This is a genomic window from Pseudomonas sp. PI1 (assembly GCF_000812405.1).
Classification (GTDB): Bacteria; Pseudomonadota; Gammaproteobacteria; order Pseudomonadales; family Pseudomonadaceae; genus Pseudomonas; species Pseudomonas citronellolis.
Genome location: NZ_JWMC01000017.1, coordinates 15,742 through 30,694 on the forward strand (window position 1 = coordinate 15,742; position 14,953 = coordinate 30,694).

The 14,953-nt window shown below is 68.1% G+C and carries 15 protein-coding genes; 8 read left to right on the top strand and 7 right to left on the bottom strand.

The window, feature by feature from the left end:
* Positions 1–99: 99 nt before the first annotated feature.
* Positions 100–474: a DUF423 domain-containing protein gene (locus RN02_RS07710; protein WP_043313978.1), complete on the bottom strand. Its 375-nt coding sequence runs from the start codon at positions 472–474 to the stop codon at positions 100–102.
* 32 nt (positions 475–506) lie between these two features.
* Here RN02_RS07710 and mtgA point away from each other — a divergent pair, with 32 nt between their 5' ends.
* Positions 507–1,232, top strand: coding sequence for a monofunctional biosynthetic peptidoglycan transglycosylase (mtgA, locus tag RN02_RS07715; protein ID WP_043300404.1), 726 nt, complete (start codon positions 507–509; stop codon positions 1,230–1,232).
* A gap of 7 nt (positions 1,233–1,239) precedes the next feature.
* On the opposite strand, the gene RN02_RS07720 is transcribed toward mtgA, so the two are convergent.
* The 5 genes from RN02_RS07720 to ftsY all read right to left on the bottom strand — a co-directional run bounded on the left by RN02_RS07720 (position 1,240) and on the right by ftsY (position 5,995).
* The gene (locus RN02_RS07720) at positions 1,240–1,842 is read right to left on the bottom strand and encodes a hypothetical protein (RefSeq protein ID WP_043313979.1); all 603 of its coding nucleotides are present in this window, start codon (positions 1,840–1,842) and stop codon (positions 1,240–1,242) included.
* A gap of 79 nt (positions 1,843–1,921) precedes the next feature.
* Complete coding sequence (gene rpoH, locus RN02_RS07725) at positions 1,922–2,776, bottom strand: RNA polymerase sigma factor RpoH (protein WP_009615206.1); 855 nt, start codon at positions 2,774–2,776, stop codon at positions 1,922–1,924.
* A 113-nt stretch (positions 2,777–2,889) separates the two neighbouring features.
* The gene (gene ftsX, locus RN02_RS07730) at positions 2,890–3,897 is read right to left on the bottom strand and encodes a permease-like cell division protein FtsX (RefSeq protein ID WP_009615204.1); all 1,008 of its coding nucleotides are present in this window, start codon (positions 3,895–3,897) and stop codon (positions 2,890–2,892) included.
* The gene (gene ftsE / locus RN02_RS07735) at positions 3,897–4,568 is read right to left on the bottom strand and encodes a cell division ATP-binding protein FtsE (RefSeq protein WP_009615202.1); all 672 of its coding nucleotides are present in this window, start codon (positions 4,566–4,568) and stop codon (positions 3,897–3,899) included. Before ftsE ends, ftsX begins: the two co-directional genes overlap by 1 nt.
* Positions 4,565–5,995 carry a signal recognition particle-docking protein FtsY gene (ftsY, locus tag RN02_RS07740; protein WP_043313980.1) on the bottom strand — a complete coding sequence of 477 codons (1,431 nt, stop codon included), beginning with the start codon at positions 5,993–5,995 and terminating at the stop codon, positions 4,565–4,567. Before ftsY ends, ftsE begins: the two co-directional genes overlap by 4 nt.
* 107 nt (positions 5,996–6,102) lie before the next feature.
* Between ftsY and RN02_RS07745 the strand changes: the two genes are divergently transcribed.
* The 6 genes from RN02_RS07745 (at position 6,103) to RN02_RS07770 (ending at position 12,144) form a co-directional block, all read left to right on the top strand.
* Complete coding sequence (locus RN02_RS07745) at positions 6,103–7,512, top strand: M16 family metallopeptidase (RefSeq protein ID WP_177331045.1); 1,410 nt, start codon at positions 6,103–6,105, stop codon at positions 7,510–7,512.
* Positions 7,509–9,002, top strand: a complete 1,494-nt coding sequence (locus RN02_RS07750; RefSeq protein WP_043313984.1) for a M16 family metallopeptidase — start codon at positions 7,509–7,511, stop codon at positions 9,000–9,002. Before RN02_RS07745 ends, RN02_RS07750 begins: the two co-directional genes overlap by 4 nt.
* Entirely contained in the window at positions 9,002–9,613 is a 612-nt protein-coding gene (gene rsmD / locus RN02_RS07755; protein ID WP_043313986.1) for a 16S rRNA (guanine(966)-N(2))-methyltransferase RsmD, read from the top strand. Before RN02_RS07750 ends, rsmD begins: the two co-directional genes overlap by 1 nt.
* Positions 9,614–9,642: 29 nt before the next feature.
* Positions 9,643–10,647 (top strand): virulence protein RhuM/Fic/DOC family protein, encoded by a 1,005-nt coding sequence (gene rhuM / locus RN02_RS07760; protein WP_043313987.1) that lies wholly within the window; start codon positions 9,643–9,645, stop codon positions 10,645–10,647.
* A gap of 11 nt (positions 10,648–10,658) precedes the next feature.
* Entirely contained in the window at positions 10,659–11,654 is a 996-nt protein-coding gene (locus RN02_RS07765) for a hydrolase (RefSeq protein ID WP_043313989.1), read from the top strand.
* A 79-nt stretch (positions 11,655–11,733) separates the two neighbouring features.
* A complete protein-coding gene (locus RN02_RS07770; RefSeq protein WP_051878777.1) occupies positions 11,734–12,144 on the top strand; it encodes a GNAT family N-acetyltransferase in 411 nt (136 codons plus the stop codon).
* Between the two features lie 454 nt (positions 12,145–12,598).
* Here the strand turns inward: RN02_RS07770 and RN02_RS07775 are convergent, their stop codons facing one another.
* Positions 12,599–13,270 carry a TetR/AcrR family transcriptional regulator gene (locus RN02_RS07775; RefSeq protein ID WP_043269538.1) on the bottom strand — a complete coding sequence of 224 codons (672 nt, stop codon included), beginning with the start codon at positions 13,268–13,270 and terminating at the stop codon, positions 12,599–12,601.
* A gap of 244 nt (positions 13,271–13,514) precedes the next feature.
* Here RN02_RS07775 and RN02_RS07780 point away from each other — a divergent pair, with 244 nt between their 5' ends.
* A complete protein-coding gene (locus RN02_RS07780) occupies positions 13,515–14,945 on the top strand; it encodes a coniferyl aldehyde dehydrogenase (RefSeq protein WP_009615184.1) in 1,431 nt (476 codons plus the stop codon).
* Positions 14,946–14,953 lie beyond the last annotated feature (8 nt).

Here is a 14,953-nt window from a genome sequence, read left to right on the forward strand (position 1 = left end):
GCAGCACCGTCGCGATTGGAGGGGGTGGGCATTCTAGCCCGAGAGCCGGCGATGACCAAGGCGCAAGCGGGCCATCGGCCGGCGATTCTGACGTCCGGGTCAGCCCGCCAGCCTCCAGGCCGCCAGGCCCAGGCACAGCCAGCCGGCGAGGAAGCAGACGCCGCCGATGGGCGTGATGGCGCCGAGCACCGGGGTGGACGTCAGGGTCAGCAGGTAGAGGCTGCCGGAGAAGATCAGGATGCCGGCGACGAAGAACCCGCCGGCGATGCCCACCAGGCGGCCGCCCAGGTGCGCCGACAGCAGCGCCACGCCGAACAGGACCAGGGCATGGAGCATCTGGTAATGCACGCCGGTCTGGAAGATCGCCAGGTAGTCGGCGCTCAGGCGGCTCTTCAGGCCGTGGGCGGCGAAAGCGCCGAGAGCTACGCCGGTGAAACCGAAGAAGGCGGCGAACAGCAGGAAGGTACGCAACATGGGAAACTCCCCGATAGGTCAGGGCCGTTATAATGACGCGCACTATCGCCCGGGCAAACCCCAGCATGCGCAACCTACTCCGCCGCCTGTTCAAGTTCCTCGTCTATTTCGCCCTGGGCAGTGTGGCCGTGGTCGTCGTCCTGCGCTGGGTGCCGCCGCCGGGCAGCATGCTGATGGTCGAGCGCAAAGTGCAGTCCTGGTTCAACGGCCAGCCCATCGACCTGCAGCGCGACTGGCGCAGCTGGGACGCGATTTCCGACAACCTCAAGGTGGCGGTCATCGCCGGCGAGGACCAGAAGTTCGCCGAGCACCACGGCTTCGACCTGCCGGCCATCGAGCAGGCCCTGGCCCACAACGGCCGTGGCAAGAGCCTCCGCGGCGCCAGCACCATCAGCCAGCAGACCGCCAAGAACCTGTTCCTCTGGTCCGGCCGCAGTTGGCTGCGCAAGGGCCTGGAAGCCTGGTTCACGGTGCTGCTGGAGACCTTGTGGCCGAAGCAGCGCATCCTCGAGGTCTACCTGAACAGCGCCGAGTGGGACGACGGCGTGTTCGGCGCCCAGGCCGCCGCGCGCCACCACTTCGGCGTCGACGCCAGCCGCCTGTCGGCGCAGCAGGCCGCGCAGCTCGCCGCGGTGCTGCCCAACCCCCGCCAGTGGAGCGCCGCGCGCCCCAGCGGCTACGTGCGCCAGCGCGCCGCCTGGATTCGCCAGCAGATGTGGCAGCTCGGCGGCCCCGATTACTTGGAGCGCCTGCGCTGAGCCACGCTCAGTGCGCCAGGCTCTCCCGCGGCACCACCTGCAGCCAGACCAGCTCGCCATTGCGGTGCAGCAGCGTCAGGCCGCGCTCGGGGTAGATCCAGGCCTCGCCGCCGTCGGTCTGCAAACGCAGGCGCGGCGGGCCAAAGCTGGCCACCAGGCGGCCGACGCTCAGCGTCTGGCTGGGCGCCAGCAGCACCGAGGCCACCGTCTGCCGGCGCAGCTGTTCCAACATGGCGTCGCTGAGCGGCTGGTCGGGCGCACCCGGCGCTATGCCCGTGGCCTTCTGCAGGCTGCTGCGTTCTTCGTCGCTCAGCACCAGCTCGGCCTCCATGCGCCAGGGCCCGTCGGGCGTGCCCAGGGTGCCGCGGTAACTCAGCTGGGCGCCCTGCTGGTCGCGGGTCAGCCACAGCGCGCCCTCCTGCCAGCTGTGCAACTGGCCGAGGTCCAGGGTGCCGTCGGCCAGGGGGCCGAACACCTCGCGCTGCCAGTCCTCCAGCCAGGCCGGGGGCGGCAGCGGCGCTGTGGAGCGCGCCACCCACAGGCCGGCGGCGAAGGCCAGCAGGGCGAAGGCGAGGATCAGCAGGCCATGGGCCGGGCGTAGTCGGGGCATCGGGTCTCCGGGCATTCGCGGGCAGAAAAAAACCGCACCCCGAGGGGTGCGGTCTTCAGTCTAGCGGTGCAGCGGGCGCTTATGCCTCGATGCGCCCCTTGAGCTTGTTCATCGCGTTCTTTTCCAACTGACGGATGCGCTCGGCGGACACGTTGTACTTGGCCGCCAGGTCGTGCAGCGTCGCCTTCTCCTCGGCCAGCCAGCGCTGGTGGAGGATGTCGCGGCTGCGCTCGTCCAGGCCTTCCAGCGCCTCGTGCAGGCTGGCGGTGGAGCTGTCGCTCCAGTCCGCTTCCTCCAACTGGCGCGCCGGGTCGTAGCGATGGTCTTCCAGGTAGTGCGCCGGCGACTGGTAGGCGCTATCGTCGTCGGCGTCGGCCGCCGGGTCGAAGGCCATGTCCTGGCCGCTCAGGCGGCTTTCCATCTCGCGCACTTCCCGGGCTTCCACGCCCAGGCTCTCGGCGACGCGTTCGACTTCGTCGTTGCTCAGCCAGGCCAGACGCTTCTTCTGGCTGCGCAGGTTGAAGAACAGCTTGCGCTGCGCCTTGGTGGTGGCGACCTTGACGATCCGCCAGTTGCGCAGGATGAACTCGTGGATTTCCGCCTTGATCCAATGCACGGCGAAGGACACCAGACGCACACCCATTTCCGGGTTGAAGCGTTTCACGGCCTTCATCAGGCCGACGTTGCCCTCCTGGATCAGATCGGCCTGGGCCAGGCCGTACCCGGAATAACTCCGGGCGATGTGCACGACGAAGCGCAGGTGCGCCAGCACCATTTGCCGTGCCGCTTCCAGATCTTGCTGATAGAAGAGGCGTTCGGCCAGTTCGCGCTCCTGCTCCGGCGTCAACAGCGGGATGCTGTTCACCGAGTGCACGTAGGCTTCCAGGTTCGCGCCGGGAGCCAGGGCATAGACAGGTTGCAAAGAAGTGGTCATGCGAATCCTCCGATTCACGAAACTCGCGCAGTGTAGCACTGAGCGATCTGACTGCAAGCGGGTGTAAAAGTTCCTTTACAGCCTTGAAGAAAACCGGGCAAATCAGTCGTTTGTCAGCGCGGCGCCAGCTCCCGCAGGTGCCGCGCCACGGCCAGCCAGGCGCCGATCCAGCCCAGCAGCACCGCGCCTATGGTCAGCGACAGGCCGTCGTTCAAGGGCACGCCGGCCAGGGTGAAATCGCTGCCGTAGAGGCCGGCCAGGTTGACCACCGAGGCGTTCAGCCAGTTCAGCCCGAACTCCAGCAGGGCCCAGGACAGGATGCCGGCGCCCAGGCCGTAGAGCGCGCCCATATAAAGGAAGGGCCGACGCACGTAGCCGTCGGTCCCGCCGACCAGCTTGATCACTTCGATTTCGTTACGGCGGTTTTCGATGTGCAGACGAATGGTATTGCCGATCACCAGCAGCAGGGTCAGCACCAGCACCACGGTCAGGCCGAAGACGAAGCGGTCGCCCAGCTTGAGGATGGCCGACAGCCGCTCGACCCACACCAGGTCCAGTTGCGCCTGTTGTACACCCGGCAGCTCGGCCAGGCGTTGACGCAGGGCATCGAGCTGGTTGCGGTCGACCTGCTTGGGCGTCACCGAGATCACCGCCGGCAACGGGTTCTCCGGCAGCTCCTTGAGCGCCTCGCCCAGGCCGGACTGTTCCTGCAGCTCTTTCAGCGCATCCTCGCGGCTGATCAGCTGCGCCTCGATCACGTCGGGCATGCGCTCGATCTGTTCGCGCAGGTCCTGGCCCTGGCTCTCGCTGGTCTTCAGGTCCAGGTACAGGGAAATCTGCGCCGCGCGCTGCCAGGAGCCGCCCAGCCGCTCGACGTTGCCCAGCAGCAGCGACAGGCCCATGGGCAGGCTCAGGGTGATGCCCATCACCAGGCAGGTGAAGAAGCTGCCGAAGGGGTGGCCGAACATCCGCTTGAGGCTGTCCACCAGGCTGGCGCGGTGGCTTTCGCCGTAGGCGCTGAACAGTTGGCCCCAGTCGGTGGATTCCTTCTCCACGCGCTCGCGGCTCTTCTTCGGCTGCGTGCCCTCTTCCGGAGCGTGCGGCAGTTGCTGATCGTTCATCAGGCCTCCTCCTCGCGGTCCGCGATGATCCGCCCGCGCTGCAGGGTGATCATCCGATGGCGCATGCGCGCGATCAGCGCCAGGTCGTGGCTGGCGATCAGCACGGTGGTGCCGAGGCGGTTGATGTCCTCGAACACGCCCATGATCTCCGAGGCCAGGCGCGGGTCGAGGTTGCCGGTGGGCTCGTCGGCGAGCAGCAGGGCCGGGCGGTGCACCACCGCGCGGGCGATGCCGACGCGCTGCTGCTGGCCGGTGGAGAGGTCCGACGGCAGGTCCTCGGCCTTTTCCTTGAGGCTCACGCGGTCGAGCGCCGCTTCCACCCGCTGGGCGATCTCCGCCTTGGGCAGGCCGAGGATCTGCAGCGGCAGGGCGACGTTGTCGAACACCGTGCGGTCGTTGAGCAGTTGGTGGTTCTGGAACACCACGCCGATCTGCCGGCGCAGGAAGGGAATCTGCGCGGTGGTGATGCGCGCCAGGTCCTGGCCGCCGAGCAGCAGCTTGCCGGAGGTCGGCCGCTCCATCGCCAGGATCAGCCGCAGCAGGGTGCTCTTGCCGGCGCCGGAATGGCCGGTGACGAAGAGGATCTCGCCGCGATGGATGCGGAACGAAGCGTCATGCAGGCCGACGTGGCCGTTGGGATAGCGTTTGCCGACCTGCTCGAAGCGGATCATGCGGTCTCCCGGGTCTCGAACAATGCACGGACGAAAGCGTCGGCCTCGAAGGTGCGCAGATCGTCGATCCCTTCGCCGACGCCGATGTAGCGGATAGGCAGGCCGAACTGCTTGGCCAGGGCGAAGATCACCCCGCCCTTGGCGGTGCCGTCCAGTTTGGTCAGGGCCAGGCCGGTGAGTTCCACGGCGTTGTTGAACTGCTTGGCCTGGTTGATGGCGTTCTGCCCGGTGCCGGCGTCGAGCACCAGCAGGACTTCGTGGGGAGCCGTGTCGTCCAGCTTGCCGATGACCCGGCGCACCTTCTTCAGCTCCTCCATCAGGTTGTCCTTGGTGTGCAGGCGCCCGGCGGTGTCGGCGATCAGCACGTCGACGCCACGGGCCTTGGCGGCCTGCACGGCGTCGAAGATCACCGAGGCCGAGTCGGCGCCGGTGTGCTGGGCGATCACCGCGATGTTGTTGCGCTCGCCCCATACCTGCAGCTGTTCAACGGCGGCGGCGCGGAAGGTGTCGCCGGCGGCCAGCATGACCTTCTTGCCGTCCATCTGCAGCTTCTTCGCCAGCTTGCCGATGGTGGTGGTCTTGCCCACGCCGTTCACCCCGACCACGAGGATCACGTAGGGCTGCTTGCCGGCCGCGATGGCCAGCGGTTGTTCCACCGGGCGCAGCAGGCCGGCCAGTTCTTCCTGCAGGGCCTTGTACAGCGCTTCGCTGTCGGCCAGTTCCTTGCGCGCCACGCGCCTGGTCAGGTTCTGCACGATGGCGGTGGTGGCCTCGACGCCGACGTCGGCGGTCAGCAGGCGCGTCTCGATCTCGTCGAGCAGGTCGTCGTCGATAGCCTTCTTGCCCAGGAACAGGCTGGCCATGCCCTCGCCGAGGCTGGCGCTGGTCTTCGACAGGCCCTGCTTGAGGCGGGCGAAGAAACCGAGCTTGGCTGCTTCGGTCGGAGCGGCGGGCTTCTCGACGGCGACGGGCGCGGGCTCGGCGGCTGCCGGCAGCTCCGCAATCGGAGCCGGAGCCGGGACAGGCTCGACCACGGGCGCGGCGGGGACGACTGGCGCGGCCGCTTCCACCGGGGGCTGCGGCTCGACGGGCGCTTGCGGCTCGGCCGGGCGAACAGGCTCCAGCGGCTCGGCCGGCACGCTTTCGGCCTGCGGCGCCGGCGCCAACGGCTCGGCAGGGGCCACGGGCAGCGGCGTGCTCAGCTCGTCGACGGGGGCCGGACGGGGCGCGTCGGCCGCCGGGGCCGCCGGGGCCGCCGCGGGCTGCTCAGGCTGCGCCGGGCTTTCCGCCGGCTGCGCGGCAGCCGCCTCGGCCTCGGGGGCTGGCGCTACGGTTTCTTCGGCCTGGGGTTTCTTGCGGAACCAGCTGAACAGGCCTTTCTTCTCCCCGCCCTGCGGGGCCTTCTTGTCGTCGTTGGAACCAAACATGAATGGCTTGCATCTCAAGGGAGCGGCACGGGACGTGGCCGCCCGGAAAACGGATGGGTATCCTAGCATCTCCTCGCCTGCCGGGGTTAGGCGGCTGCCCGACAGCCATGCCACCGCCCTTCGGGCCACCAGCAAGGACCTGTTCGACCATGAAGAATCCTCCCCGCCGCGCGCTCGGCCTGCTCTGCGGCGTTCTCTGCCTGCCGCTGTTCGCCGTCGCCGCCGAACCCCAGCCGACCCACGAATACGTACTGGACAACGGATTGAAGCTGGTGGTTCGCGAAGACCACCGCGCCCCCGTGGTAGTCTCCCAGCTCTGGTACAGGATCGGCTCCAGCTACGAGACGCCCGGCCTCACCGGCCTGTCCCACGCCCTGGAGCACATGATGTTCAAGGGCAGCAGCAAGATGGGCCCGGGCGAGGCCTCGCGCGTGCTGCGCGACCTCGGCGCCGAGGAGAACGCCTTCACCACCGACGACTACACCGCCTACTACCAGGTGCTGGCCAAGGACCGCCTGCCGGTGGCCTTCGAGCTGGAAGCCGACCGCATGGCGCACCTGACGCTGCCGGCCGACCAGTTCAAGAGCGAGATCGAGGTGATCAAGGAAGAGCGCCGCCTGCGCACCGAGGACAAGCCCTACGCCCTCGCCTACGAGCGCTTCAAGGCCGCGGCCTACCTGTCCAGCGGCTACCACTCGCCGACCATCGGCTGGATGGCCGACCTGCAGCGCATGACCATCGACGACCTGCGCGCCTGGTACAAGGCCTGGTACGCGCCGAACAACGCCACCCTGGTGGTGGTCGGCGACGTCCAGCCCGAGGAGGTCAAGGCCCTGGCCCAGCGCTGGTTCGGCGACATCCCGCGGCGCGAGCTGCCGCCGGCGCGCAAGCCGCTGGAAGTGCCCGACCCGGGCGAACGCCGCCTCACCCTCGAGGTGCGCACCCAGTTGCCCAGCCTGATCATGGGCTTCAACGTGCCCAGCCTGGGGAGCAGTGAGAACCCCCGCGAGGTGCATGCCCTGCGGCTGATCTCCGCGCTGCTCGACGGCGGCTACAGCGCCCGCCTGTCCTCGCGCCTGGAGCGCGGCCAGGAGCTGGTGGCCGGCGCCTCCGCCTCCTACGATGCCTTCGCCCGCGGCGACACCCTGTTCACCCTGAGCGCCACCCCCAACGTGCAGAAGGGCAAGACCCTGGAGCAGGTGGAGAAGGCCCTCTGGCAGCAGCTCGACGAACTCAAGACCACCCCGCCCAGCCAGGAAGAACTGGAGCGCGTGCGCGCCCAGCTGATCGCCGGGCTGGTCTTCGAGCGCGATTCCATCGCCGCCCAGGCCAGCAGCATCGGCCAGCTGGAGAGCGTCGGCCTGTCCTGGCGCCTCGCCGACCAGGACCTGGAGGCCATCCGCCAGGTCTCGGCCGAAGATATCCAGAAAGCCGCCCGCACTTATTTCGTCCGTTCGCGCCTGACCCTCGCCCAGGTGCTGCCGCAAGCCGATACCGACAAGGAGCCGAGCAAATGAGTGAACGAAATGGCCTGCGCTACGGCCTGCTCGGCCTGGTCGTCCTCCTGCTGATCGCCGGCCTGGCGTTCTGCGTCAGCCGCCCCGCCGGCGGCAGCAACCCCGCCCCGCAGGCGCCGGCCACAGCAGCGCCCAGCGGCCTGCAGTCGCTGGCCGAGGCCGCCGGCAAGAAGCCCGGCCACCGCCAGCTGGACATCCAGCGCTGGACCACCGCCGAAGGCGCCCGCGTGCTCTTCGTCGAAGCCCACGAGTTGCCGATGTTCGACCTGCGCCTGACCTTCACCGCCGGCAGCAGCCAGGACGGCGACGCCCCGGGCCTGGCCATGCTGACCAACGCCATGCTCAACGAAGGCGTGCCGGGCAAGGACACCAGCGCCATCGCCGCCGGTTTCGAGGACCTGGGCGCCGACTTCATGAACGGCTCCTACCGCGACATGGCGGTAGCCGGCCTGCGCAGCCTGAGCGAGAAGGACAAGCGCGAGGCCGCCGTCGCCCTGTTCGACCAGGTAGTGGGCCAGCCGACCTTCCCCGAGGAAGCCCTGGCGCGCATCAAGAACCAGGTGCTGGCCGGCTTCGAATACCAGAAGCAGAACCCCGGCAAGCTGGCCGGCCTGGAACTGTTCAAGCGCCTCTACGGCGACCACCCCTACGCCCATTCCAGCGACGGCAACGAGCAGTCGGTGCCGAAGATCGGCGTCGCCCAGCTGCGCGCCTTCCACCAGAAGGGCTACGCCGCCGGCAACACGGTGATCGCGCTGGTCGGCGACCTCAGCCGCGCCGAGGCCGAGGCCATCGCCGCCAAGGTCTCCGCCGCGCTGCCCAAGGGCCCGGCGCTGCCGCCGGTGGCCCAGCCGGCCGTGCCCAAGCCGGGCCCCAGCCACATCGAGTTCCCCTCCAAGCAGACCCACCTGCTGCTGGCCCAGCTGGGCATCACCCGCAACGACCCGGACTACCCGGCGCTGTACCTGGGCAACCAGATCCTCGGCGGCGGCGGCTTCGGCACCCGCCTGATGGACCAGGTGCGCGAGAAGCGCGGGCTGACCTACGGCGTGTCCTCCGGCTTCACCGGCATGCAGGCGCGCGGGCCCTTCACCATCGGCCTGCAGACCCGCGCCGAACTCAGCGAAGGCACCCTCAAGCTGGTCCAGGACATCGTCCGCGACTACGTGAAGAACGGCCCGACGCATAAGGAACTGGACGACGCCAAGCGCGAACTGGCCGGCAGCTTCCCGCTGTCCACCGCGAGCAACGCCGACATCGTCGGCCAGCTCGGCGCCATCGGCTTCTACGGCCTGCCCTCGGACTACCTGGAGACCTTCCTGGCCCAGGTCCAGGCGCTGGACGTGGACAAGGTCAAGGCGGCCATGCAGCGCCACATCGACCCGGACGCCTTCGTCATCGTCACCGCCGGCCCCACGGTGCCGCAGAAACCGCTGCCGCCGCCCACCGACAAACCGGCCGAACAGCCCCTCGGCGTTCCGGAGCACTGATGAACAGAAGACCCAAGGCCCCTGCCCCCGCCAACGCCCGCCAGCATGGCGGCCAGGGCCAGCTGCGCATCATCGGCGGGGAGTGGCGCAGCCGCCGCTTCGCCTTCCCCGACGGCCCGGGCCTGCGCCCGACCCCGGACCGGGTGCGCGAGACGCTGTTCAACTGGCTGGCCGCCTACGTCCCCGGCGCCCGCGTGCTCGACCCCTTCGCCGGCAGCGGCGCGCTGTTTCTCGAAGCCCTGTCCCGCGGCGCCAGCAGCGGCCTGGCCCTGGACCTGAACCGCGAAGCCGTGGCCGCCCTGCGCGGCCATCTGACCACCCTCCAGTGCGAGAACGGCGAAGTGCAGTTGCAGGATGCCCTCGCCTACCTGGCCAAGCCGGCCCCGGCGCCGGTGGACCTGGTATTCCTCGACCCGCCCTTCCACCAGGACCTGCTGCAGAATACCTGCCGCCTGCTGGAGGAAAACGGCTGGCTAGCGGCCGACGCCTGGATCTACACCGAGAGCGAAAGCGCCCCTTCCAGCCTCGGCCTGCCGGCCAACTGGCGGCTGCACCGGGAGAAGCAGGCGGGGAATGTGCATTACGCGCTGTGGCGGCGCAGCAGCCGATAAGCCAAACCACCTGGCGCAAGGAGCAGCCAATGGACGAACCGACGCAGAGCCCCATCGCCATTTATCAGGCGGATGACGGCGGCCAGACCACCGAAGTTCGTCTGGAAGGCGAAAGCGCCTGGCTGACTCAGAGGCAGATGGCAGAGCTGTTCGCCACGACGCCGGAAAACGTGCTGATGCACCTGAGGAACATCTACCGGGAAGGCGAGTTGCAGGAAGAGGCAACTACTAAGGATTTCTTAGTAGTTCGCGAGGAAGGCCGGCGAAAGGTGCAGCGCCGGCTCAAGCATTATCACCTCGACGCCATCATCTCCGTCGGCTACCGCGTCAACTCCCGGCAAGGCACGCGCTTCCGCATCTGGGCCAACCAGGTGCTCAAGGACTACCTGGTCCAGGGTTACGCACTCAACGAGCAACGCCTGAAAGCCCAGCAGGCACGGGTTCGCGAACTGGAGCGGACGCTGACGCTGTTCCAGCAAAACCTCATCGACCAGGCCAGCCTGCCCGAGGCCCGGGGCCTGGTGAGCGTCATCGCCGGCTATGCGCGCACCTTCGTGCTGCTCAACCAGTTCGACAGCGAGCGCCTGCCCGCGGAAGGTTTCGATGAAAGCATCCGCTACGCCATCGAACCCGCCGATGCCCAAGCTGCGATCACGGCCCTGAAGGCCGACCTGCTGGCCAAGGGCGAGGCAAGCGAGTTGTTCGGCCGCCCCAAGGACGACAGCTTCCTCGGCATTCTCGGCAACGTCACGCAGTCCTTCGCCGGCCAGTTCCTCTACCCCAGCATCGAGGAGCAGGCTGCGCACCTGCTTTACTTCATCATCAAGAACCATCCGTTCACCGACGGCAACAAGCGTATTGGCGCCTTCCTGTTCATCTGGTTCCTGCAGCGCAACCAGCATCACCTCAAGCACGACGGCGAACTGAAGATCAACGACAACGCCCTGGCCGCCATCGCCCTGCTGGTGGCGCAAAGCGATCCGCGACAGAAAGAACTGATGATCCACCTGATCATGAACCTCATCCGCAACTGAGCCGTGCCCGCATGACACCGCCCTTCCAACCCGCCTGGTGGCTCCCCAGCCCGCATCTGCAGACGCTCTACGGCTCGCTGCTGCGCAAGGCGCCGGTGCTGCGCCGCGAGCGCGAGCGGCTGTGGCTGGAGGACGGCGACTTCCTCGACCTCGACTGGCACGGCCCGCACAGTGCGCGCACGCCACTGGTGCTGGCCGTCCATGGGCTGACCGGCTCTTCCGACTCGCACTACATCCGCGGCCTGCAGTTCGCCGTGCAAGCCCGCGGCTGGGCCAGCGTGGCGCTGAACTGGCGCGGCTGCTCGGGCGAACCCAACCTGCTGCCGCGCGGCTATCACTCGGGCATCAGCGAGGACCTGGCGGCGGTCATCGAGCACCTGCGGCGCATGCGCCCGCTGGCGCCGCTATACGCGGTGGGCTATTCGCTGGGCGGCAACGTGCTGCTCAAGTACCTCGGCGAGCAGGGCCAGGACTGCCCCCTGCGCGGTGCCGCAGCGGTGTCGGTGCCGTTCCGCCTGGACCGCTGCGCCGACCGCATCGGCATCGGCTTCTCGCGCATCTACCAGGCGCACTTCATGCGCGAACTGGTGGCCTACGTGCGCAACAAGCAGCAGAGCTTCGCCCGGCGCGGCGCCCAGGAGCACCTGGCGGCGCTGGAGCGCCTGGGGCCGCTGGACGGCATGCGCACCTTCTGGGACTTCGACGGCCGCGTCACTGCGCCGCTGCACGGCTTCGCCGACGCCCACGACTACTACAAGCGCGCCTCCAGCCGCTTCTACTTGGGCGGCATCCGCACCCCGACGCTGATCATCCATTCCAGCGACGATCCCTTCATCGACGCCGGCAGCATCCCGCCGGCGGACGAGCTCTCCGCCAGCACCGAGCTGGAGCTGCACGAGCACGGCGGCCACGTGGGCTTCATCGGCGGCACGCCAGGGCGGCCGGACTACTATCTGGAAAGGCGCATCCCCGACTGGCTGCTGGCCCTGCATGGCAGCGCCGGCTGACGCGAGCTTGACCGGGATCAGCATCTGCCGGCCAGCGATGGTCCAGGCTGGAAGCGCCAAAGGGCAAGGAGGGGAAGCCATGAGCGAAGCGACCATCCGCATCCACCGCGCCACTTCACTGGACGACACCCAGTGCGCCGGCATAGCCACGCTCTACCGCGCCGTCGGCTGGGGCCACCCGAACGACGCGGACGAGTTGCGCGATCTCTGCGAATCTTCCGGCTACGTGCTGCTGGCCAGCGAGGGCGAGCAGGTGGTCGGCCTGCTCCGCGCCGAGCCGGAGAACGCCCAGACCACCTGGCTGGCGGAGCTGGCGGTGCTGCCTGGCCACCAAGGGCGAGGTATCGGCACTTCGCTGATGCAGCGCTTCATCGCCGACCATCCCGGCGCGCGCCTGTACACCGATGCCACCGATGGGGTGGAGGGGTTCTTCCTCCGGCATGGCCTGGAACTGCGCCAACCGCTGGTGCCGGGGCCGCGCAAGGGGTGATACCGGCGGGGGTCGATACGGCTTTTCGTAGGATGGGTTGAGCGAAGCGAAACCCATGCGGTCGTGGTGATGGGTATCGCTTCGCTCAACACCATCCTACGGCGGTGCTCCTTCTTGCCATGTAGGAGCGAGCTTGCTCGCGAACGGTGTTTGCCGGTGGGAGCTTGGTGTTCGTCCAAGAGCACCCTCTCCCTAACCCTCTCCCTGAAGGGAGAGGGGACCGTTGGGCAGGGTCGGACATTCTAGTGTCAGCCGGCTAGCACAGAGATTGCTGGCTGAAACCTTCCTCCTCTCGGCACGGACAAGCCCCCTCTCCCTTCAGGGAGAGGGCTGGGGAGAGGGAAAGGAATTCAACTTCGCACCGAAGCAACCGGCAGACGCCCGTTCGCGAGCAAGCTCGCTCCTACGAAAAGCCGAACGTAGGACGCCATCCGTGATCACCCCTGTGGATAACTCACGCGCCCTGCGAAGAACTTTCCGTCAACGGCACATACAGCCGTTCGGCGATCCGCTCCACCGCCGCCTGCGAATCCTCGGCGATGTGCCCGCTCTCCAGCGCCAGCACCTGGTAGATGCCGCGCCGCAGCAGTTCCTCGCTGAGGTCGCCGGTGACTTCCTGGGTGGTGCAGAGGAAGCGCACCCAGGAGGTGAGAATGATCCAGGCGTTGAGGGTCAGGGCCTCCAGCTGGATTTCGTCCATCCGCAATATCCCGGCCTCGACGAAGCCGCGGTAGATGGCCTTGGCGTTCACCAGCGCGCGGCGGGCGAAGGCGCGGTAGGCCGCGGCCAGCTCCGCGTCGCTTTCCAGCAGGTGCTCCAGGTCGCGGTGCAGGAAGCGGTAGCGCCACATGGCCGCCAGCAGCGCCTCCAGGTAGAAGGTCTTGTCCTCGATGGTCAGCCCGCGGCCTTCGGGCAGGCGCAGGAAGTCGTCGACGCGCGCCTCGTACTCGGCGAACAGCTCGGCGATGATCGCCTGCTTGTTGCGGAAGTGGTAGTACAGGTTGCCCGGGGACATGCCCAGGTGCGCGGCGATGTGGTTGGTGGTGACGCTGCGCTCGCCCTGGGCGTTGAACAGCGCCAGGCTCTCCTGGACGATGCGGTCGCGGGTCTTGATGCGTGGGGCCATGCGCGGACTCGGAATCACTCTTCTACGGCAAGGGGCAAAGGTACACGGATTGCTACGTGCGATGCAGCCGGCGTAACACTCCGGACGGCCGCCCAGCTTTTCGTTGGGTGGGCCGCGCGGCGCTGACGCGGCATGCTATTTGACACTTTAGAGTAATTGCTCTAAAAATCCAGCGACAAGCACAACGCGAAGCGCCCCACCCACTCGGAGCGCTTCCCCCAGCCGGTCCGCCGAGGAGCCCGCCATGGTCGCCGACATCGCCTACCTGCAGCAGACGCAGCAGGACATCAACCAGCTTCAGAGCCTGTTCGAGCGCCAGCGCCAGGCCTACCGCGCCAACCCGCAGCCCAGCGCCGGCCAGCGCCAGCAATGGCTCAAGAGCCTGGCCGACCTGCTGGTGCGCGAGCAGCAGCCGATCATCGAGGCCATTTCCCGCGACTTCAGCCACCGCTCCGCCGACGAGACCCTGCTCGCCGAGATCATGCCCAGCCTGCACGGCGTGCACTACGCGCGCAAACGCGTGGCGCGCTGGATGAAGCCCTCGCGGCGCAGCGTCGGCATCCAGTTCATGCCGGCCTCGGCCAAGGTGGTGTACCAGCCGCTGGGCGTGGCCGGGGTGATAGTGCCGTGGAACTACCCGCTGTTCCTTGCCATCGGCCCGCTGACCGCCGCGCTGGCCGCCGGCAACCGGGTGATGATCAAGATGAGCGAATCCACCCCGGCCACCGCCCAGGCGCTCAAGGAACTGCTGGCCAAGGTCTTCCCCGAGGACCTGGTGGCCGTGGTCCAGGGCGAGGTGGACGTCGGCGTGGCCTTCTCCAGGCTGCCCTTCGACCACCTGCTGTTCACCGGCGCCACCAGCGTCGGCAAGCACGTGATGCGCGCCGCGGCGGAGAACCTCACCCCGGTCACCCTGGAACTGGGCGGCAAGTCGCCGGCGCTGATCTCCGAGAACGTGCCGATGAAGGACGCCGCCGAGCGCATCGCCTTCGGCAAGTCGCTCAACGCCGGGCAGACCTGCGTGGCGCCGGACTACGTGCTGGTGCCGCAGCAGCGCGTCGAGGAGTTCGTCAGCGCTTACCGCGACGTGGTGCAGGGCTTCTTCCCAACAGTGGAGAACAACCCCGACTACACCGCCATCGTCAACGAACGCCAGTTGGCCCGCCTCAACGGCTACCTGAGCGATGCCCAGGCCAAGGGCGCGCAGGTCATCCGCCTGCTGCCGGAAGCCAGCGGGCGGCGCCTGCCCCAGGCGCTGCTGCTGAACGTCGACGACGACATGAAGGTGATGCAGGACGAGATCTTCGGCCCGCTGCTGCCGGTCGTCCCCTACCAGCGCCTGGACGAGGCCCTGGCCTACATCAACGACCGGCCGCGACCACTGGCGCTGTACTACTTCGGCTACGACAAGCGCGAGCAGGAGCAGGTGCTGGCGCAGACCCACTCCGGCGGCGTGTGCCTGAACGACACCCTGCTGCACGTCGCCCAGGACGACATGCCCTTCGGCGGCGTCGGCCCCTCCGGCATGGGCCACTACCACGGCCACGAAGGCTTCCTCACCTTCAGCAAGGCCAAGGCGGTGTTCAGCAAGCCGCGCTTCAACGCCGCCCGGGTGATCTACCCGCCCTACGGCAAGGCGCTGCAGAAACTGGTCTACAAGCTGTTCGTCCGCTGAAACCGCGT